The sequence below is a fragment of the Necropsobacter massiliensis genome (assembly GCF_000827595.2).
GTDB lineage: Bacteria > Pseudomonadota > Gammaproteobacteria > Enterobacterales > Pasteurellaceae > Necropsobacter > Necropsobacter massiliensis.
Genome location: NZ_LN776178.1, coordinates 1 through 20,559 on the forward strand (window position 1 = coordinate 1; position 20,559 = coordinate 20,559).

At 43.8% G+C, this 20,559-nt stretch carries 18 protein-coding genes, 2 tRNA genes, 1 rRNA gene, 1 other RNA gene and 2 pseudogenes; 11 read left to right on the plus strand and 13 right to left on the minus strand.

Going from position 1 to position 20,559, the window contains the following annotated elements; translation table 11 throughout:
- Positions 1 to 64 precede the first annotated feature (64 nt).
- The 3 genes from rrf (at position 65) to BN3349_RS00015 (ending at position 377) form a co-directional block, all read left to right on the plus strand.
- Positions 65 to 180, plus strand: a 5S ribosomal RNA gene (rrf, locus tag BN3349_RS00005).
- 12 nt (positions 181 to 192) lie between these two features.
- Positions 193 to 269: transfer RNA gene (locus BN3349_RS00010), tRNA-Asp, on the plus strand.
- 32 nt (positions 270 to 301) lie between these two features.
- Positions 302 to 377: transfer RNA gene (locus BN3349_RS00015), tRNA-Trp, on the plus strand.
- A 128-nt stretch (positions 378 to 505) separates the two neighbouring features.
- On the opposite strand, the gene BN3349_RS00020 is transcribed toward BN3349_RS00015, so the two are convergent.
- Genes BN3349_RS00020 through BN3349_RS00040 form a run of 5 tightly spaced genes read right to left on the minus strand, consistent with a single transcriptional unit; the run spans position 506 to position 5,536 of the window.
- Positions 506 to 1,675, minus strand: a complete 1,170-nt coding sequence (locus BN3349_RS00020) for an FAD-dependent monooxygenase (RefSeq protein WP_040975293.1) — start codon at positions 1,673 to 1,675, stop codon at positions 506 to 508.
- A gap of 12 nt (positions 1,676 to 1,687) precedes the next feature.
- On the minus strand, positions 1,688 to 2,887 hold the full coding sequence (ubiH, locus tag BN3349_RS00025) for a 2-octaprenyl-6-methoxyphenyl hydroxylase (RefSeq protein ID WP_040975294.1): 1,200 nt from the start codon (positions 2,885 to 2,887) through the stop codon (positions 1,688 to 1,690).
- 57 nt (positions 2,888 to 2,944) lie between these two features.
- A complete protein-coding gene (locus BN3349_RS00030) occupies positions 2,945 to 3,568 on the minus strand; it encodes a LysE family transporter (protein ID WP_040975295.1) in 624 nt (207 codons plus the stop codon).
- A 53-nt stretch (positions 3,569 to 3,621) separates the two neighbouring features.
- Positions 3,622 to 4,962 carry a Xaa-Pro aminopeptidase gene (gene pepP, locus BN3349_RS00035; RefSeq protein WP_040975296.1) on the minus strand — a complete coding sequence of 447 codons (1,341 nt, stop codon included), beginning with the start codon at positions 4,960 to 4,962 and terminating at the stop codon, positions 3,622 to 3,624.
- 16 nt (positions 4,963 to 4,978) lie between these two features.
- Entirely contained in the window at positions 4,979 to 5,536 is a 558-nt protein-coding gene (locus tag BN3349_RS00040; RefSeq protein ID WP_040975297.1) for a YecA/YgfB family protein, read from the minus strand.
- 140 nt (positions 5,537 to 5,676) lie between these two features.
- On the opposite strand from BN3349_RS00040, the gene BN3349_RS00045 reads away from it, so the two are divergent.
- From BN3349_RS00045 to BN3349_RS00070, 6 genes are all read left to right on the plus strand, one after another.
- Entirely contained in the window at positions 5,677 to 5,979 is a 303-nt protein-coding gene (locus BN3349_RS00045) for a cell division protein ZapA (RefSeq protein ID WP_040975298.1), read from the plus strand.
- 79 nt (positions 5,980 to 6,058) lie between these two features.
- Positions 6,059 to 6,256, plus strand: a non-coding RNA gene (gene ssrS, locus BN3349_RS00050) — 6S RNA.
- A 21-nt stretch (positions 6,257 to 6,277) separates the two neighbouring features.
- Entirely contained in the window at positions 6,278 to 6,856 is a 579-nt protein-coding gene (locus tag BN3349_RS00055; RefSeq protein WP_040975299.1) for a 5-formyltetrahydrofolate cyclo-ligase, read from the plus strand.
- A 119-nt stretch (positions 6,857 to 6,975) separates the two neighbouring features.
- The gene (locus tag BN3349_RS00060; protein ID WP_040975300.1) at positions 6,976 to 7,755 is read left to right on the plus strand and encodes an amino acid ABC transporter substrate-binding protein; all 780 of its coding nucleotides are present in this window, start codon (positions 6,976 to 6,978) and stop codon (positions 7,753 to 7,755) included.
- A 22-nt stretch (positions 7,756 to 7,777) separates the two neighbouring features.
- Complete coding sequence (locus BN3349_RS00065) at positions 7,778 to 8,461, plus strand: amino acid ABC transporter permease (RefSeq protein WP_370738127.1); 684 nt, start codon at positions 7,778 to 7,780, stop codon at positions 8,459 to 8,461.
- A gap of 13 nt (positions 8,462 to 8,474) precedes the next feature.
- Positions 8,475 to 9,227 carry an amino acid ABC transporter ATP-binding protein gene (locus tag BN3349_RS00070; RefSeq protein WP_040975302.1) on the plus strand — a complete coding sequence of 251 codons (753 nt, stop codon included), beginning with the start codon at positions 8,475 to 8,477 and terminating at the stop codon, positions 9,225 to 9,227.
- Between the two features lie 66 nt (positions 9,228 to 9,293).
- Here the strand turns inward: BN3349_RS00070 and BN3349_RS00075 are convergent, their stop codons facing one another.
- The 8 genes and pseudogenes from BN3349_RS00075 to glyQ form a co-directional block, all read right to left on the minus strand.
- Positions 9,294 to 10,559, minus strand: a complete 1,266-nt coding sequence (locus BN3349_RS00075; protein ID WP_040975303.1) for a NupC/NupG family nucleoside CNT transporter — start codon at positions 10,557 to 10,559, stop codon at positions 9,294 to 9,296.
- Between the two features lie 63 nt (positions 10,560 to 10,622).
- A complete protein-coding gene (locus BN3349_RS00080) occupies positions 10,623 to 11,537 on the minus strand; it encodes a pseudouridine-5'-phosphate glycosidase (RefSeq protein ID WP_040975304.1) in 915 nt (304 codons plus the stop codon).
- Positions 11,530 to 12,633 (minus strand): carbohydrate kinase, encoded by a 1,104-nt coding sequence (locus BN3349_RS00085; protein ID WP_040975305.1) that lies wholly within the window; start codon positions 12,631 to 12,633, stop codon positions 11,530 to 11,532. Before BN3349_RS00085 ends, BN3349_RS00080 begins: the two co-directional genes overlap by 8 nt.
- Before the next feature lie 241 nt (positions 12,634 to 12,874).
- Entirely contained in the window at positions 12,875 to 14,944 is a 2,070-nt protein-coding gene (gene glyS / locus BN3349_RS00090; protein ID WP_040975306.1) for a glycine--tRNA ligase subunit beta, read from the minus strand.
- 421 nt (positions 14,945 to 15,365) lie between these two features.
- A pseudogene (locus tag BN3349_RS00095) lies at positions 15,366 to 15,723 on the minus strand (endonuclease domain-containing protein).
- A 64-nt stretch (positions 15,724 to 15,787) separates the two neighbouring features.
- The gene (locus tag BN3349_RS00100) at positions 15,788 to 16,051 is read right to left on the minus strand and encodes a hypothetical protein (protein WP_040975307.1); all 264 of its coding nucleotides are present in this window, start codon (positions 16,049 to 16,051) and stop codon (positions 15,788 to 15,790) included.
- Between the two features lie 3 nt (positions 16,052 to 16,054).
- Complete coding sequence (locus BN3349_RS00105) at positions 16,055 to 16,702, minus strand: FABP family protein (protein WP_040975308.1); 648 nt, start codon at positions 16,700 to 16,702, stop codon at positions 16,055 to 16,057.
- 55 nt (positions 16,703 to 16,757) lie between these two features.
- The gene (gene glyQ / locus BN3349_RS00110) at positions 16,758 to 17,666 is read right to left on the minus strand and encodes a glycine--tRNA ligase subunit alpha (protein ID WP_032109144.1); all 909 of its coding nucleotides are present in this window, start codon (positions 17,664 to 17,666) and stop codon (positions 16,758 to 16,760) included.
- A 602-nt stretch (positions 17,667 to 18,268) separates the two neighbouring features.
- On the opposite strand from glyQ, the pseudogene BN3349_RS12190 reads away from it, so the two are divergent.
- Positions 18,269 to 19,261: pseudogene (locus BN3349_RS12190) on the plus strand (HesA/MoeB/ThiF family protein).
- Positions 19,243 to 20,466 carry an MFS transporter gene (locus BN3349_RS00120; protein ID WP_040975309.1) on the plus strand — a complete coding sequence of 408 codons (1,224 nt, stop codon included), beginning with the start codon at positions 19,243 to 19,245 and terminating at the stop codon, positions 20,464 to 20,466. The pseudogene BN3349_RS12190 and the gene BN3349_RS00120 overlap by 19 nt, the downstream one beginning before the upstream one ends.
- The last annotated feature ends 93 nt before the right edge of the window (positions 20,467 to 20,559 follow it).

The following is a 20,559-nucleotide window of genomic DNA, read 5'->3' on the forward strand; positions in this document are numbered from 1 at the left end:
GACACCGCCGGGTTTTAATTATTTTATTAGTCTGTTTTATCAAGCAGGCTAACAAAATAAATTTTTTGGCAGCGATAGTGCAGTGGGTCCACCTAATCCCATGCCGAACTTAGAAGTGAAACGCTGTAACGCCGATGGTAGTGTGGGGCTTCCCCATGTGAGAGTAGGGCACTGCCAAATACCATTTTTAGCGGAGTGGTAGTTCAGCTGGTTAGAATACCTGCCTGTCACGCAGGGGGTCGCGGGTTCGAGTCCCGTCCATTCCGCCAATTTATTCCGTTCTACTCTATGTAGATTCTCTAGGGGCGTAGTTCAATTGGTAGAGCACCGGTCTCCAAAACCGGGTGTTGGGAGTTCGAGCCTCTCCGCCCCTGCCATTTAATCCTCATCTTAGTATTTTCTATTTATTTTTAGTATAAAAATATGTTCAAGCATGTCGTTTATTTCTTTTAGAAACGTACCGACTGTTTGTTGTGCGGTGCGTTTGATTGCTCGAGAATACGGGTTAGAGGCCTAATCCTTGTTTAATTAGCTGTTCTTTGATGAATTCAAGGCGGTTGGTTGTGGTTAATCCGATGCCGCGAATAAGTTTTTTCAGCGGATTGTCGCCGGTAAATAAGTCTTTTAGCCCTTGCATGGCGAGCAGCATTTTTACCGCTTCGGTTTTTCGCCAGCGTTCATAATGACGCAAATGGCGATATTCGCCGATATTCACGCCAAGTTCCAAGTTTTTATTAATTTCTTGTGCAAGGGCAAGTGCATCCTGAAAACCGAGATTAACCCCGAGTCCGGCAAGCGGATGAATGGTATGTGCGGCATCGCCGAGTAGCGCGATCCGATTTTTCGCAAAATCGCGCGCATAACGGGCGGTTAACGGGATTGCTTGACGTTCTGACTGTACGCGGCACAGACCGAGTTGGTTGTCAAAGGCGACGGTTACGCATTGATTGAATTCGTCCTCGTCGCAATTTACCAGCTCTTGTGCCCGTTCTGGCGGTAATGACCATACGATTGAACAAAGATTTTGCTGATGCAGCGGTAGGAATGCTAGAATGCTGTCGGCGGCAAACATCTGGCGCGCACAATGATTATGCGGTTCAGTTGTTTCAACGTTGCATACCAATGCATGATGTCCGTAATCACGGAAAATCAACGGAATATCCGCTTGTTGCCTGAGCCAAGAATTCGCGCCGTCCGCCCCTACCGCCAGTTTTGCCGATAATATTTGCCCGTTATTTAGCGTCAGTATCGCACTGGTTTCGGCGATTCCTAGGGTTTGTGGAAGTGCGGTGATAATTTCGGCATTTTTTTGCTTCTGTACTTTCTGCCACAACACATCTCGAATCAGATGGTTTTCAACAATATGACCGAGATGAGGAACACCTAATCCTTGCGTATCAAAGCGGATATTGGCAAAGCTGTCTTTTTCGCGCACCTCCATACGGTCATAGCTTGTGACACGCAATTGCCGTAATTGTTGCCATACGCCCAGTTCGTGCAGTAGTGTTTGACTTGCTAAATTTAATGCACTGACCCGGTGTGTCATCTGTTTGATTGGTGTTTGAGGCGGATAGCCTTCAATCACGGCAATATTGATTTTGCTTTTTTCCAGACTTGCCGCCAGTGCCAGACCGACCATACCGCCGCCGATAATGGCGAGCTCAAAGTTTTTCATTATTTGCCACCTTTATGCTGAAACCCATCCCAATGCCGATTTGGCGAAACGCCGTCTTAATATGGCAGACTGCGATAATGCCATTAATCCCAGATTCCGACCGATTTGAAACGGTAATAAATCATTTGCAAACACGGATAATAAACCGTCGGTCAGGCGCATAATATGCTGTTGATCCGCACCACGGCGCTGCTGATAATGTTGTAAGCTGTGATATTCGCCAATGTCCTGTCCGTGCAAAAATTGTTGTGCAAGCGTTTCTGCCAGACACATGACATCGCGAATTCCCAGATTGAACCCTTGTCCGGCGATAGGGTGTAGTGTTTGTGCGGCATTACCGATTAATGCGATGCGGGATTGAATATGCCGACTTGCCCGATAGAGGTTGAGCGGATAAGCCAAGCGCTGTCCGCATCGCTGTAATTTGCCTAGTCGCCAGCCGAACCGTTTTTGCAATGCGGTCAGGAAATCCTGCTCGTTGAGAGTTAATAACGGCTGTGGGTTTTTCACGCACCAGACCAGCGACATGAGATTGTCCCGCATTGGTAATAACGCAATCGGCCCTTCGGCGGTAAAGCGTTCAAACGCCCGCTGATTATGCGCTTGCTGCACCTGAATATTGCTGATGATCGCCGTTTGTGCGTAGGCATGAATCAGTTCAATGGAAATTCCCGCCGCACTTGCCGCGCTTGATTGCGTGCCGTCAGCGCCGACCAGTAACGGTGCGGTTAAAGTGCGGTCATTTTTGAGTGAAATTTCGACCGCACTTTGTGAACGCGCGATATGCTTGATTTCTACCGGCGCAAGATAGGTTATATTTGAATATTGCGCCATGGCATTGAGCAGCACCTCGCCGGTCCGACTAAGTTCGACCACCGCACCAAGTTGTGATACGCCGAATTCATCGGCATTAAATTCGACAATACCGCTGTGTCCTTTATCAGAGACATGGATTTGCTCGATCGGTGTTGCAAACGGCTGAAGTTGCTGCCAGAGATTTTGCCCGTCGGGCAGCGAGATCGCCTCAAAATGATGGCAGCTGCCGTGCGATAACGCGATGCTGCGCGCATCAAAACCGCCGTGTCGATGTTGATGTGGAGGTTGTTTTTCCAGCACTGCGATCTTGATTCGACCTTGAGTCCGGGCACTTAATGCCAGCGCAAGGGTCGAGCCGGTCATTGCGCCGCCCATAATAATAAGATCGTAATGCATCGAACTATCCCTAAGTGTTTGTAAACGCGATTGGCCCCGGTTAACTATAAACCATGTTTAAGCCGAGACGACTTTAATGCCTAGCCCAACCAAAACTGCGCCGAGAACGCGGTCGATCCAATGTCCAGCTTTCTGAAAACGGTGATTGACAGATGGAATCGACAGTAAAAACGCGACCGTAGCAAACCAAGCGAACAGCAGGAACATCATCCAAGCACCGTAAATACTCAGCTGCCATAAGGGCATTGTGGGCGACAGCACCACGGTGAAAACGGAAACCAAATATACCGGTGCTTTCGGATTCAGTACATTGCATAAAAACCCTTTCCATAAGGTTTTTGCACTGCTTTGAGTGGCGAGGTGTAGTTTTTGAATTTCGATTACCTCATTATTAGCCTTGGCGCGCAACCCTTGAATGCCGAGATAAATTAAATATGCACCGCCAACGATTTTAATAATGGTCAATAACCAAGCTGCAGACGCAATAATTGCCGCCAGACCGAGAATGGAATACAAAATATGCACACTGAACCCTAAACTGACGCCGAGCGCACAGAGCATGCCGGCTTTACGTCCGGGGCTGAGCGTCTGCTGTGACACAAAAATAAAGTCCGGGCCGGGAGAAATGGCGGCCAAGATATGAATACCAGTAATAATAAAAAATCCGTGCCAAAAATCCATAATATATTGCCCTTATTTTAATTTAATCTAGGACGGAATGATTTCCACCCACTTTAGATTGAACCTGCCATAAGGCGTTCAATATCGTCAATTTCCTTCGGTGCTGCGCCGGTAAGGATTTTATTACCGTATTCGGTGATCAGAATATTATCCTCAATGCGCACACCGATGCCGCGGTATTGCGCCGGTATATCGGCATCATCAGGAATGTATAGCCCTGGTTCGACGGTCAACACCATACCGATTTGCAGCGGGCGATCACGTTGTGTGTTATTGCTATGGTCATTGCCTTGATTCTTGTGATAGCAGCCCACGTCATGCACATCCAAACCGAGCCAGTGACCTAAACCGTGCATATAAAAACGGCGGTAAGCTTGATTTTCAATCAGCTGGTTTTCATCGCCGTGTAAAATGCCCAACTCAATCAAACCACGCACTTTGATTTTGATCACTTCATCATTAGCCTGCTGAATAGTATTGCCCGCCACCAGTAGTTCGATGGCGCGTTTTTGGGCATTCAGTACCAGTTGATAAATCGCGCGTTGGGGCGGATTGAACACGCCGTTTACTGGAAATGTACGGGTAATGTCACCGGCGTACATGGCAAATTCGCAGCCGGCGTCGATTAGCACCAGCTCGCCGTCTTGCAGTGGCTGATCATTTTCCGTGTAATGCAGAGTACAGGCGTTCGAACCGCCAGCGACAATGCTACTGTAAGCCGGATAACGGGCGCCAAAACGGGCAAATTCGTGCAGGATTTCGCTTTCAATTTCATATTCCAGGCGATTAGGGCGGGTTTGTTGCATGGCGCGGATGTGAGCGAGGGCGGAAATTTGTCCCGCCTGCTGCATTAATGCCGTTTCGCTGTAAGATTTAAACAGGCGCAGTTCGTCCAGTATCGGCGACCAGGATAAAACTTGCGAAAAACGCACCGCACTTTGCGCCAGTATTGGCGCCAGCAGTTGATCGCCCCAAACTTGCTGCTCTGCTTGGTGATAAAGTGCGGTGATATTTTGGGTTAATTCGGTAAACCGCGTTGCAAATTGGTCTATTGCATAGGCGGCGTCAAGACCAAGTGCGGACGGCGCTTTTTCGACGCCCAGACGGCGACCGTGCCAGATTTCCTGTAAGGGATCCGCCGGACGTAAGAAAACTATGCTGCGTGTTTGATGGTTGCTTTTTAACAACAGCAGAATAGCGTCGGGTTCGTTGAAACCGGTCAGATACCAGAAATAGCTGTCCTGCCGGAAGGGATAACAGCAATCTTTGTTGCGTACCTGTTCTTTGGCGGAAAAAATCACGGCGACCGCATTATTTTCCATTTGAGTGAAACATTTTTCGCGTCGTTGCTGAAACTCCGTAATTGGGATGTGCGCTGCGTATGCGAGATCCATAGCCGTACTCCGAAGATTAATGCAGCAGCGGCTTAGTGGCGCTTTGCGGCGGACAAAAATAGGTGTAAAGCAGCGCCGCCACCGTTCTCACATATTCAATGATTTCTTCCAACGCATCGGCTAATTCTTCCGGATTGTCGTTTTCGTCATAGCCCAACTGAGCGATATCCTGTAAATCGTCCAGCGCTTCGCCGATTTCGCCTTTTTCTTTGTCCAGATTAGGCTGATTAAGCCCCAAGCCAAGTAAAAAATTATTGCTCCATTCCGATAAGGCGTCGGCGCGCAAAAAGACGTCTTCATCTTCCGGCAACCACAGCTCGAAATTAAAGCCGTCAATGTCCGCCAGCATTTGCCCGATGTGCCGATACAGAGTGCCGATCTCCGGCAGTAGTGCGCTTGGGTAGGCGTGATTATCGTTGGTAAATTGATACAGCAGCGGCTGCCAGCGTTGATCATTAACGCCGCCGCAGATGAGCCCGCTTAAAAAACCGTGCAGTTCCGCACAAGAAAGGTCAATGCCCGAATGGGTTAATTTTTGTTGTAATTCTGTGTAAGAAAGGCGCTGTTCTGTCATGTTATTTTTCCTATGTAACGATATCAATAGTTTAACACCGTTCCGGTTATGCAACCACCGATCAGTTTGATTTTTTATGACGAAAAATGTTTGCTATGGCATAATAGCCGGCGGAGAAAACAGACCGAATAGGGGAGCTTATGTCGTCTAAAAGTATAGAATTGCCCGTATTGGGGCAGGTGTTGCGCCTCAATTGTCCGGAAGAACAGCACGAGGCACTGCGGCAGGCCGCCAGAGCGCTGGATCAGCGGGTGTCGGAGATGAAAGAGCGTACCGGCATTTTGCAGGTGGAAAAAGTGTTGTCGATTGTGGCGTTGAATCTCAGTTACGAATTAATTCAGGAACAGCAAAAAGCGCAATTAATCGAAAATGTTGTCGCGACACGGATTCAGCAATTGGACAGTTCGTTAGAAAATATTTTGGCGCAGAAAGCGAATTTTTGAATAAATAATGATGATTTAGCGTCAGAATTTCAAAATTAGTCTGGTCAATCAGTGCAAATTAAGTTAGTATTATTTCAAAGTTTACCTGAGGTGTTCGCCAGTGGATTACGTCCCTGAGCCGATACTTTAAACTTTATGAATCGGTTTCCTATTGTTGGTGTGCATGCTTAACTTGACCTTCGGTCCTGATGTAAGAAGCCTGAAAACGATTACAACTGATTCCCTTGAACCGTAGGGTTCAAGGACCGACCATTCACAGCGGCATCTCGGGTCCCTTCTTTGCTATCCCCGGATAATCATGTATTCATTTCAGTCTATTTTGCAGCAGCGCCGTCAAATTCGCGAACAAATGCGTGAAACGCGTAATAAATTGACCGCACTTGAGCAGACACAAGCGGAACAACGCGTTACCGAGCAGGCATTAGCCTTAATCAAACAGCGGCAGGCGCGCCATGTGGCGCTGTATCTATCATTTGACGGCGAGATCTCAACCGCGTTATTGATTCGGCAATTATGGGCGCAACATATGCAAGTGTATTTGCCGGTGCTGCATCCGTTTTGCCGCGGGCATTTGCTGTTTCTGCGTTATCGGCGGGAAAGTGTCATGACACGCAATAAATTCGGTATTATTGAACCGCACTTAAATGTGCTGGATGTGTTGCCGAGCAATCAACTGGATATTATTTTTACTCCGCTGGTCGCTTTTGATAAGGCCGGCAATCGGCTGGGCATGGGCGGCGGGTTTTATGATCGCACGTTGCAGCATTGGCAGCAAAAACGCTTTATTCCCGTTGGGCTGGCACATCGCTGTCAACAGGTTGAAGCGCTGCCGACGGAAAGCTGGGATATTCCGCTGGCACAGATTTTAACCGGTTGAATAGCGTTACTTTTCATAACATATTACGGAAAGTTATTGGTAAAAAATATTTTTTCTTTTACAATTTCCCGCATCTTTTACGGGTACATCCCTTTTTTATTTGTTTTTAAGGAAAAATTATGTTGAAGAAATTAGCTGTTTTAGCTCTCTCGGTTTTCGCCGTTTCGACTGTTACTCAGGCTGCCGGCGATAGTTTATTCGAGCGTATTAATCAGAAAGGAACGATAACCGTTGGCACCGAAGGGACTTACGCACCTTTCACCTATCATGACGCCAGCGGTAAATTAACCGGCTATGATGTGGAAGTGACCCGCGCGATCGCAGACAAATTAGGCGTGCGTGTAGAATTTAAAGAAACCCAATGGGATGCCATGTTGGCAGGCTTAAAGGGCGGTCGCTTTGATTTGGTCGCCAATCAGGTGGGCTTGACCACACCGGAACGTCAGGCGACTTTTGATAAATCCGAACCTTACAGTTGGTCGGGCGCAATGTTGCTTGCGCGCAGCGATGAAAGCCGTTTGCATCAAGTCGAAGATGTGAAAAATCTGAGAGCGGCACAGACGCTTAGTTCCAATTATGGCGAATTGGCGGTGAAATACGGTGCGAAAATCATACCGATTGACGGTATGGCGCAAGGGTTGCTGCTGATTCAACAGAACCGTGCCGATGTCACTTTCAATGATTCGCTCGCATTATTGGATTATTTGAAAAAGAATCCGAATTCCGGTCTGAAACCGTTTTGGGAATCCGAAGATAAAGTCGGCGCAGGCTTAATTGCGAATAAAGGTAATCAGGACGCGCTGGAAAAAATCAACGCGGCGCTTGAACAGCTGCGTCAGGACGGCACCTTAAAACGCCTGGGCGAACAATTCTTCGGTAAGGATATCAGTGTTAAATAGTATATTGACTGCCTTGCCGTTTATGACCGAAGCCCGTGCGGATTTGGTGATAAACGGCTTTTTTCCTATGTTGAGTGCGGCGGTGTTGGTATCGATACCGCTTGCGGTAGTGTCTTTTTTCTTCGGTATGATAATTGCCGTTGCGGTGGCGTTGCTGCGGGTGACACCGGCAAACGGTATTTTTCACCGCACTTTACTCGCTATTGCCAACATTTATATTTCCATTATCCGCGGCACGCCGATGCTGGTGCAGATTTCCGTGGTCTTTTATGGTTTGCCGGCAATCGGCGTGTTTATTGATCCGATCCCCGCTGCAATTATCGGTTTTTCTCTGAATGTCGGCGCGTACGGCTCGGAAACCGTGCGGGCGGCGATCCAATCGGTGCCGAAAGGACAGTGGGAAGCCGGTTTTACTATCGGCATGAATTATATGCAAACCTTTCGCCGTATTATTGCGCCGCAGGCGTTTCGGGTGGCGGTTCCGCCGCTCAGTAACAGTTTTATCGGCTTATTTAAAGATACTTCGCTGGCCTCTGTTGTTACCGTGACGGAAATGTTTCGCGTAGCGCAGCAAATCGCCAATTCCTCTTATGATTTTCTGCCGGTGTATATTGAAGCCGGGTTGATTTATTGGTGTTTTTGCTTTGTCTTGTTTGTGATTCAGGCACGGGTGGAAAAACATCTGAACCGTTACGTGGCGCGCTAAGAGGAAGGCTATAATGATTAAGATCCGTAATATTCATAAACGTTTTGAGCACACTCCGGTGTTGCGTGGCGTAGATCTGGATATTGAAAAAGGTGAAGTGGTAGTGATTCTCGGGCCTTCCGGTTCGGGCAAAACCACCTTTCTGCGCTGCCTTAATGCGCTGGAATTGCCGGAACAGGGAACCATCGAGTTTCAGACCGCACAACCGTTTAAAATTGATTTCGCCTCAAAATCCGTGCGTAAAGATATTTTAGCGCTGCGTCGCCGTTCGGGCATGGTCTTTCAGCAATATAATCTGTTTCCACATAAAACCGCGTTGGAAAATGTCATGGAAGGCCCGGTTCAGGTACAGAAACGCGATGTTGCGACAGTGCGCACGGAAGCTGAGCAATTGCTGTGCAAAGTGGGCTTATCGGACAAAATCAATTTGTATCCCTATCAGCTTTCCGGCGGACAGCAACAGCGCGTCGGTATTGCCCGCGCACTGGCAATTCAGCCCGAATTAATGTTGTTTGACGAACCGACTTCAGCGCTAGATCCGGAATTGGTGCAGGATGTGCTGAACACCATGAAGGAATTAGCCAATGAGGGCTGGACTATGTTAGTGGTGACCCATGAAATTAAATTTGCCCTAGAAGTGGCGGATTTAGTGGTGGTGATGGACGGCGGCGTAATTGTCGAACAAGGCTCGCCGCAGGCATTATTCGCCAATCCCCAACACGAACGCACCAAAGCCTTTTTACACCGGCTAAGAGCGGATGAGTAAAAAAGTGCGGTGGAAATGTTATCTAACTTTGGCAGGGCAGATCATTTTCCATCGTACTTTTTTTGATTAAATGATTTGTCCGCCGATACCAATAAATAAACCGGCAATAGCACCGCTCATGAGGTTTGATAGTGAACCGGCGATGACTGCTTTTAAACCTAACTTGGCAATATCGCTGCGACGGTTTGGTGCCATACTGCCTAAGCCTCCGATTAAAATAGCAATTGAGCCGAAATTAGCGAAACCGCATAAAGCAAAGGTTACGATCGCGATAGTTTTCGCTTGCAGTTGTATTGCAGAGGTTGGATTTAAATATTGGACAAAATCAATATAAGCCACAAATTCGTTCAGCACTAATTTTTGTCCGATCATTGAACCGGATAAATGTGCTTCTTCCCAAGGTACGCCGATTGCCCATGCTATCGGCTGAAAAATATAACCTAAAATAGATTGTAAGGTGATATTCTCGAATCCCACCGATCCTGCGACAGCCCCGATAATCCAGTTTAGCATGGCAATTAATGCGATAAATGCGATCAGCATGGCGCCGATATTAATGGCTAGTTGTACACCCGAAATAGCACCGCCAGCGGCGGCATCAATAATATTAGCAGGTTTTTCTTCCATGTAATTATCTGATATTTTTTCCTGTGGCGTTTCAGTTTGCGGCAATATGATTTTGGCGAATAATAATCCACCGGGCGCCGCCATAAACGAAGCGGCGATCAAATAAGGCAATGGAATACCTAAGCCAACATATCCGGCTAAATTGGCACCGGCCACAGAGGCTAAACCTCCGGTCATTACCGCAAATAATTCGGATTTTGTCATGTTTTTAATATAGGGTTTGACTAATAACGGTGCTTCTGTTTGTCCAACGAAAATATTTGCCGCGGCGGAGGTGGATTCTGTTTTGGATGTTTTCAACAGTTTCTGTAATGCACCACCTAAAATTTTAATAACAAATTGCATCACACCTAAATAATATAATAGTGAGATCAAGGCTGAGAAAAAAATAATGGACGGTAACACATACAATGCAAATACAAAGCTATCGTTTCCGAGAATATCCGCCATTCGTTGACTGACTAAGCCACCAAATAAGAATTTTATCCCTTCGCCGCCAAAACTGATGATTTTTCCTACGCCGTCAGAGACGCCCATTAAAATTGCGCGTCCCCAAGGTACATACAAAATCAAGGCGCCAATACCGATTTGCAAGGCAAAAGCACCGAATACGGTACGTAAATTAATGGCTTTTTTGTTGCTGGAGAGTAAAAAGGCGATCAATAACAAAATAAAAATACCGAACAGGCTGTTTAAAATGCTCATGTTGTGCCTCCTTAAAATAAATTCGATAAAAAACCGGCAGTGAATGCTCACTGCCAATTCCGGTTATTGTTGATTGAAATATTGCACCGCCAAGATTGCCCCGATTTTGGCATTGTTTTTCACCAGTTTAATGTTGGCTTCTAGGCTTTTACCACCGGTCATTTCAACGATTTTGCCGAGTAGAAATGGAGTAATATCCTTGCCTTTAATGCCTTTTTCTTCCGCTTCTTTGACCGCACTTTCAATAATGCCATTAATGTAATCAGGGTTTAACGCATCTTGCTCTGGAATCGGATTGGCAACCACGATGCCACCGTTTAACCCCAGCTCCCATTTGATTTTTATCATCGTGGCAATATGTGACAGATTATCAGAGGAAAGGGCTAATGGTAGGCCACTGTCACGAGTAAAGAATGCTGGTAAGTTTTGCGTCTGATAACCGATAACAGGCACGCCTTTGGTCTCCAAATATTCCAACGTCGCCGGTAAATCTAAGATAGACTTGGCACCGGCGCAAATAACAGCGACATCAGTTTGTGCCAATTCATCCAGATCCGCAGAAATATCCAGATTATTTTCCCAGCCGCGGTGTACACCACCTAAACCGCCAGTGACAAAAAATTTAATGCCAGCTAACTGAGCTGCAATCATTGTTGTGGCAACAGTGGTTGCGCCTAGTTTTTGGGATGCTACAACATCGGCTAAATCGCGACGTGATACTTTGGCTATACCTTTGCTACTGCCAAACATTTCTAGTTCCTCATCAGATAGTCCGATTTTAATTTTTCCCCCCACAATAGCGATAGTTGCAGGCACAGCACCATTATCACGAATAATTTGTTCTACTTCGCGCGCCATAGCCACATTTTGTGGATAGGGCATGCCATGGGAAATAATCGTGGATTCCAGCGCGACAATAGGTAAACCTTCTGCCATACCGGCTTGGACTTCTTCGGATAACACAAGATATTTATTCATAATAATTCTCCATTTCGAGTTCTAGTTGGTGTTTAGTTAGATTAGGACGTACGGTAAATTCTGATTGAATAGTATGGTAGGCATTGGTCATTCCGGCGAGAATGCAATCATCTATAGGGTGATTGTTCAGCCATGCTGCGATATAAGCACCGCTGAATCCATCTCCGGCACCGGTGACATCCACGATTTTTTCTGCGGCGACTTGTTTTACCGGATACCATTTGCGTGTTTTTTGCGAAGCTGCTAAAACACCTTTTGAACCGGCAGTTAAAATAATCTGTTTTACTCCGTAATCCAGTACGGTATCTATTGCCTGCTCAAGTTTTTTCTCACTATTCAAAACTGAGTTCACAAAAGCGCCGAGTTCCCCTTTGTTAATAAACAGGCAATCTACAGCAGACAGTTGCTGCGGTAAATGCGCCATTTTGGGTTCGGATACTGCAATAACAGCCAGCTTGATCTGTTGTTTTAGCGAGTAAGCACATAGAAATTCCACCGTTTCTTTCGGGCAGTTAAGATCCACTACGATGCAGCCGGCATTGCGTAAAATATGCTGTTGCTTCACCAATAATTCCGGCGTAAAGGCATCATAAATAGACATATCGGCCAAACCGAGATACATTTCGCCGTCACGATCTAATAATGCCGTATAGCAGCCGGTGGACTGTCCTTCAATTATGATGACGCTTTCGGTATCCATAAAAGGGGAAGACAGATTTTTAATTCGTCCCCATTCTGGATCGTTGCCTACCGTCGAAATTAATACTACATCTTTTTCCAGCCGCCCTAAGTTTTCCGCAACATTACGTACTACGCCACCGATAGAGACAGTGGAATTTACCGGATTAGACGTATAGCCATACAATTCGTGATCAGTTTTAATTTTTTTATCTAAATTAGCTGCACCGATACATACGATTTGATTGCGGGTATTGATGATATAAGCCCGGCCTAACAAGTCACCATGTTTTACTAAGGTCGAGATAATATTGGCTACGGCCGGACGGGATAAATTTACTTGTTCGGCAATTTCTTGCTGTGAAATAAATGGATTTCGACGGATTAGATCAAAAATAGCACGTTCATTTTCGGTCATAATTAATTCTCCAAATAAACATAAGTTTATAGATAAAACTTATGTTTGGGATTGTTGATCAATATTTGATCAGTTTCAACAGATTGATCTTAGAATTGTGATCATACTCACGAAAATAAAAAGGAAGAGGTTATAAGAATAAGCCGGGTGGATAGAAAGTCGGAAAATTATTAAAATAAAAGCGCCGGAATATTAGCCGACGCTTTGTTTGCAATAATGCACTCGTTCAGCTGTTACACGATTATTGCAACAGTGAAATATCGGCTACCTGTAAGAACAGGTTTTGCAGAGTGTTTAAAATTGCCAAGCGGTTATTGCGTAGGTTTATGTCATCGGCGTTGACCATGACGTGATCGAAGAAATCATCCACCGGTTCACGCAGGGCAGCTAGACGATCTAGCGCGGTTTGATATTCGCCTGCGGCAAACAACGGTTGCAATTCTCTTTGTAGGTTCTCAACCTGTTCGGCAAGAACCATTTCCGCCGGTTCTAGGCACAAAGTGCGGTCGATTTTTTCCGAGATTTGGCCGTCCGTTTTCGCCAGAATATTGCCGACCCGTTTATTCGCTGCTGCCAGCGCATCGGCTGAATCTAAGGTACGGAAGTGCGCCACTGCACGAACGCGGGCGTCGAAATCCGCCGGTTTTGTCGGGCGCCGTGCCGATACCGCCTGAATCACATCGACGCCAATTCCTTGGTCCTGATACCAAGCGCGGAAGCGACCGAGCATAAAATCAACCACTTCATCGACAACATTCGGATTGGTTAATTTATTAGCGAAAAGTGCGGTGGATTTTTTGACTAAATCTTCTAAATCTAACGGTAGTTTTTTCTCCACGATAATCCGCAATACGCCCAATGCCGCACGACGCAGCGCAAATGGGTCGGCGCTGCCTTTCGGTTGTTGACCGATGCCGAAAATGCCAGTCAGCGTGTCTATTTTATCGGCAAGTGCGACGGAACATGCTACCGGCGAGTTTGGCAGATTGTCGCCTGCAAACCGCGGCATATATTGTTCGTTCAGCGCCACCGCCACTTCTTCGTCTTCACCGTCATGGCGCGCATAGTGCATTCCCATTACGCCCTGCGTGTCAGTAAATTCAAACACCATGTTGGTCATGAGATCGCATTTCGACAATAAACCGGCGCGTGTCGCTTTGTTCACATCGGCGCCGATTTGGGCGGCGATAATACCGCTTAATTGTTCAAGGCGGTCGGTTTTATCGCGCAGCGTGCCGAGTTGCTGCTGAAACAATACGGTTTCTAGACGCGGCAGTTGATCTTCCAAACGCTGTTTTAAATCCGTTTTGAAGAAAAATTCCGCGTCAGTTAAGCGCGGGCGTACCACTTTTTCGTTGCCCTCAATAATTGCGCTCGGATCCTGCGGGTTGATGTTCGATACGAAAATAAAGTGCGGTAAGAGTTTGCCTGTTTTATCATAAATCGGAAAGTATTTCTGATCGCCTTTCATGGTATAAACCAGCGCCTCCGCCGGTACTGCCAAAAAGCGTTCTTCAAATTTTGCGCTCAGCACGTTTGGATATTCCACTAACGCGGTGACTTCATCCAATAAATCCTCTTCAATATCCGCCGTGCCACCAAGTGCGGTAGCTTTTTCCTGCGATTTTGCCAAAATTGAGGCTTTGCGCTCATTGAAATCGGCGATTACCGAGCCTTTTTCTTTTAATAGCGCGGGATATTGATCGGCGTGGGTAATGCGAAATTCGCGTTTACCCAGAAAACGGTGACCGCGAATAATGTTGTCGCTCTTAATACCTAAAATATTGCCTTCGATTAGCTCATCACCCAGCAATAACGTGACAGTATGGACAGGGCGCACAAATTGTTCCGTTTTATCACCCCAACGCATCGTTTTCGGGATCGGTAGTTTCGCTAAGGCGTTGCTGATCATACCGCACAATAAATTTTTGGTCGGCTGACCTTCAATTACCGCGCGATGTACCAGCCATTCGCCTTTCTCAGTTTTTAAACGTTCCGCCTGCGCCACGCTGATCCCACAGCCGCGCGCCCAGCCTTCCGCCGCTTTGGTCGGATTGCCAGCCGCGTCAAACGCCGCAGACACCGCCGGTCCGCGTTTTTCAATTTCTTTGCTCGGTTGGCTGGTGCTTAAGTCTAATACTTTCACCGCCAAACGGCGCGGCGCAGCGAACCATTCAACGCGGTCAAAAGCCAAACCCGCCTGATTTAACTCTTGTTCTACATTCTCTGCAAAGGCTGTCGCTAATTTTTTCAGTGCCTTCGGCGGCAGTTCTTCAGTGCCGATCTCGGCGAGGAAGTTTTGTGTTGTCATTGTTTATCTCTTTGAATTATTTCTTTATATTTGAAAAGTTGCAAATTTTCGTTAAGTGTAAAGTTTGTGTTTTGCTCGGTTTGTCAAATCTCCCCTAACCCCTCTTTACTAAAGAGGGGGATCAGATCGCTAAGTATATTATTCCATCTATAATATCTCACTCAAACGAATCATAAATCACTATCAATCAAACTAATTTTTACTTTAGGTGAAAAGAATTTCAAATTTATAATCTTTTCTGTACCTCTCTTTTATTTAAGAGAACAATAAATCATTATTAGCCAGACTAGTTTTTACTTTAACAATTGAGCTTTAAGTTAATTACCTTTTATGTGTTCCTTTTTCATTTAGAAGAACAATGAAATTGAAGTTACAGATGAACTCATTCCCCTCTTGAGTAAAGAGGGGGTAGGGAGATTTGTCATTTCACATTCTCCAAAAATAAATAAATTTGTTCTACTACAGCTTCAATTTCAAAATATACCTCATCATTACTAAAACGCATCAGTGAAACCAAGAGAATTTAATTGTGCATCACGCAAAGCGTCTTTTTCCTGATGTTCAGGTTCGTAATGCTGGCTGCCGTTTAACTCAATCACTAATTTTGCTTTTAAGCAGTAAAAATCTACAATGTAGTTTAATAACGGCTTCTGTCGATTAAACCGAAATCCTAACAGCTGATCTCTGTTTATTCGCTGCCACAATTTCCGTTCTGCGTCCGTTTGGTTTGAACGTAATTTCTGAGACAGCTGTTTTAGGGATTTTAAGTAAGGTTGCATAAACTTCTATTCTTTCAACCTATTGCATTTACACAAAATAGCGCTATTACGTTATTATTTATATTCACCCAAAAATCGCCGTCAGTTCCTCAATATCCAGTACGACTTTTTCACCCTCCAACACCAACGCCGGGATACCGATATAGCCGTTGGCTTTGGCGTTATCAAATGCCGGGTGAGTGTCGCGCAATCTTAGGAACGCTTTAAAATTGGCGCGTTCGTTCACAATATCACAGGCGTGGTATGTGACGTTTAACGCTTGCAGTTTTGCGACGAATGGCTCGGTATCCGGGCACCATGGCGCGAAATATAACACGGGTTTATTCATTTTTTATCCTTTTTGTGCGGCTAAAGCGGTCGGGTTCGGTGTTGGCTCGCCGATTTTAGTCAAACGGTTGCGATCAATATGGTGGAACGGTTCTTTATAATTTGGAATCACCATTACCGTATCCTGTTCGTATGACCAGGTCCCGTCGTCATTGATTTTCACCGTAATAGTATAGCTTTCCGTTCTGAAAGATTGTTCCAAAAACGGATTAGAAATAATGCCGTTAGTTAATGAACCGCGTACCGCCGTCAGAGTGAAGGTTTTCGCGTCCGCCGGGGCGTTGCCGGTCGCCATCACCGTTTGTCCGCGTGGAATGCTCAGCGACAGCAAAATATTGCCGGTAGCTGGTTCCCACAGCCAGTAACCCACCTGATCATGAAAGGTTTCCACACCGTCGGGTTCAACGATATGCGTGTGATAACGCAAGCCATAAAACAGTTGTGGACCGTTGGTTTGAGCATCAATCGGTTGTAATTCGTAATGTTCGATATAAGGATCTTTCTCCGCACCGTCTTCTTTCGGATTGGTATCCAACCCGCGCTTGCCTTCCCAAATACCTGCCAACGGCGCAAGCGGTCCCAGATTTGCCAAAGTATTAACATCAGCTTCGGCTTCGGTATAAATATCGGCAGGGTAGTTGTGTTGTTTCATTACCATCTCCTTCTGTGCATAAAAAGTGCGGTCGATTTTTTACATTTTTGCAAAATTATTTCTTACAGCCCGGAAAACCTAAGGCTTCACGGCTGGCATAATAGGCTTCCGCCACACCTTTGGTGAGGGCGCGGATACGCAGAATATAGCGCTGGCGCTCAGTCACCGAAATCGCTTTACGGGCATCCAGCAGGTTAAAACTGTGTGCGGCTTTCAAAATGCGTTCGTACGCTGGCAGCGGTAGCGGTTTTTCCAGATTAAGCAAAAATTGCGCTTCTTTTTCGTGCTGCTCAAAGCATTGGAACAGAAAATCCACATCGGCATATTCAAAGTTATAGGTAGATTGCTCCACTTCATTTTGGTGGAATACATCACCGTAAGTAGTTTTGCCGAGTGGACCGTCGGACCAGACCAAATCGTACACGCTGTCCACGCCTTGAATATACATCGCCAGACGTTCCAAGCCGTAAGTAATTTCGCCGGTGACGGGTTTACATTCCAGACCGCCGACTTGTTGAAAATAGGTGAATTGGGTGACTTCCATACCGTTTAGCCACACTTCCCAGCCCAGTCCCCAGGCGCCCAGCGTCGGGTTTTCCCAGTTGTCTTCGACAAAACGAATATCGTTTTGAGTCGGATCAAAACCGAGCATTTTCAAGCTGTCTAAGTAAAGTTCCTGAATATTATCCGGCGAGGGTTTGATCACCACTTGGAATTGATAATAATGTTGCAGACGATTCGGATTTTCGCCGTAACGACCGTCTGTCGGGCGACGCGACGGCTGCACATAAGCAAACGCCATCGGTTCCGGTCCCAGTGCGCGCAGAGCGGTCATCGGATGTGATGTGCCAGCACCCACTTCCATATCAAACGGCTGGACCACCGTACAGCCTTGATTCGCCCAGTATTCCTGCAAGGCGAGAATCATGCCCTGAAAGGTTTTAATATCAAATGTTGAACTCATAATGACTCTTTAGATGAAATTAGTTTAGATAAAATGCGAACAATTATACTGGAAAATAGCGCTATTCTCTACTTTCTTTCGGAAAGTGCGGTGAGATTTTTGATTGTTTTTCAACGCGGCTTCGTTACAGATTGGAATATTCTGTAGATTCGGCTCGTTGGATAAACGTCGATCGTGACCGCCGGATGATAAGAGGTATGCTCCCGCTCGGTATATGGGTTAAGCATCTTCGGCAATTTATCGGTATAAGTGAGATTTAGCTTGTCAGACAATGATATTCAATTAGCTTTTTTCTGAACGGCGAATTTTGCTATACCCATTTCTATTGAATGAACAGAGGGCTTTTGGTTTCAACTATATTTTAATAATGTGATATTAATCACAGAAATGCTCTTTGATAAATATCATCATTATAGATGATAAGTATAATGCTTATCATTTATTTTACACTGGAATACATTAAGGAGATTGCTATGGGTGGTTCAGTTGGTATAGGTGGCGGTTTTAATTAAAACCACATTATAATTTACTACTTAACTAAGTAAGTGGTATGATTTTATTTCATATCATATCGCTTACTTATTCTTCTATGGATGATGACTATGAATAATTATTCTATTTCAAAATCTTTAATTTTGGATCCATGTGAACAAGGCGGATTTATTGGTCTTGGGTCTAAACAAAAATTTATAGAAAGCAAGGAAGAATGGGAGAGTCTTATTGAGGTTATTGATATATTTTATAAAGGAACTTCTATTCAAGACGCAGTAGTTATTTTCCGTGGGGATGAAGTTCGTTTTTATGAAATAATATCTTTTCTTTTAAAGAATAATTTTTTGATAAAAGAAACTGAATATCTTGAGACAAGATATTCTAGAAATAATAATCATTATATTAGTTATGGAGCAGATCCTTCTATAGTCCAATCTAGTTTAGGAAAATCAAAAGTTGTTATTCTAGGTTGCGGAGGTATAGGTAATCATGTTTCTGCAATTCTTGCCGGAGTTGGAATAGGTGAAATTTTTCTTGTCGACAATGATATTGTTGAATTAAGCAATTTAACACGATAAATATTATTTACTGAACAAGATATTGGGCATAAAAAAGCACATATCTTAAAAAGAGAACTAACAAAAAGAAATAGTAATATAAAGATAACAGCTATAGATTTAAGAATAGAGAGTGAATCAGATTTAAATAAAATACCAAAAGCAGATGTTTGGGTTATTTCTGCTGATGAACCTGTATCTATTGGAAAGATGCTTCATTCATACTGTTGTAAAAATAAGCAAGCTTATATTAGAGGTTGTTATTTGAATGATATATCTATATATGGTCCATTTTATATACCTGGAATATCGAATAATTATAACCTAAATAAATATCCATCTGATGAAAATAAATCAGAGATAATCAATAAAATAAATCAAAACTTTAAAGTGGCGACATTTCCAACAGTAAATTCTATAGCTGCTTCATTTTGTGCCGGTGATGTTATTAAGTATATAGGTAAATATTCGACTCCTTTATCTATAGATAAGCGAGTTGGAATTTGGACTGATGAGATAAAAATAAAATGTATTTTAATGGAATAAATAATGCAAAATTAATATCTATAAGCTATTCTATTTATACCTCGAGTAGAATGCTTATAGGGGTTTATAGTGCGATATATTTATTGGAACAAGGTTTTAGTTTTAATGACTTGGCTTTGTTTAGTGCTGTATTTACCGTAACTATAGCATTATCTGAAATACCCATCTCTATTTTCGCTGATACGAAAAGTAGAAAACTGTCGGTTTTACTAGGAATGATATCGACTGTATTCTTTTATTTGATATGTCTTTTTCCTCAAAATATTTTTTATATTTGTATTGCATATTTTTTATATGGTATGGCATCCAGCTTTATATCTGGAGCAATAGAAGGCGTTTTGTTACATAGTTTAGATGATAATGGAGACTATCCAGGTTATATTCATTTAATCGCTAAGTTATCGTCTTTAGGAAGTTTTTTGGCTGGAATATTAAGCTATATAATATATAGAGAATACCAAAATTATAAGATAATGTATTTGTTAGCAGCAGTTCTAACGATAGGAAATATATTTATATTTCTTTTGGTAAAGGAAAGGAATGGAAATCAACAATATGAAAAACAAGGGGAATCTTTATTTGTGACCTTTAAAAACGCATTTTCATTATTAAGTTCTATAAGCAATTTCCCTTTCTATGTAATTACCTCTTCCTTAATTACTATGGTAATGCAAGTATTCTTCTATTTTTGGCAACCTGTTATGAGCTATAAATATGAAAATGTTTCTAGTATTTTAATTTATTGCTATGTAGGCGTATTCTTATCTCAATTTATAATAAACGAAAAAATAAAAAGATTAAAACAATATAATTATTTTAATATGCAAAAGTATCTTTATGTTCTATCTATATTATTTATTCTGCTTTTAGCTCTGATGAAAAATAACGAAGGTATTATAGGCGGTGTTTTATTTTATGTTTTATCAATGGGTACATTAACAATGAGCCCAACTATATTGCATAATAAATTAGTTTCGTCTAACGGCGAAATTAAAGATAAAATATCAACCTGTTTAAGCACATTGTCTTCAATATCAAGATTTTTCTCTTTTATCCTACTTATAAATGTATATTTTTTCTTTAATTCAGAAAACCCTTTATACATTTTATGTATTCCGATTGTTATACTATTTATACTGTTGTTAATACATTTACTTTGGAGAAACCGAGAAAAAGAGTGTTTTATAAAAACTAAATCAAATTGAATTTGATTAAATGAATAATAGTGATTTCTTCTTGATAATGGCTAAAAAATTTCGTTGAGATTGCGTAATGACTGGGTAGTTTAATCTCAGCCC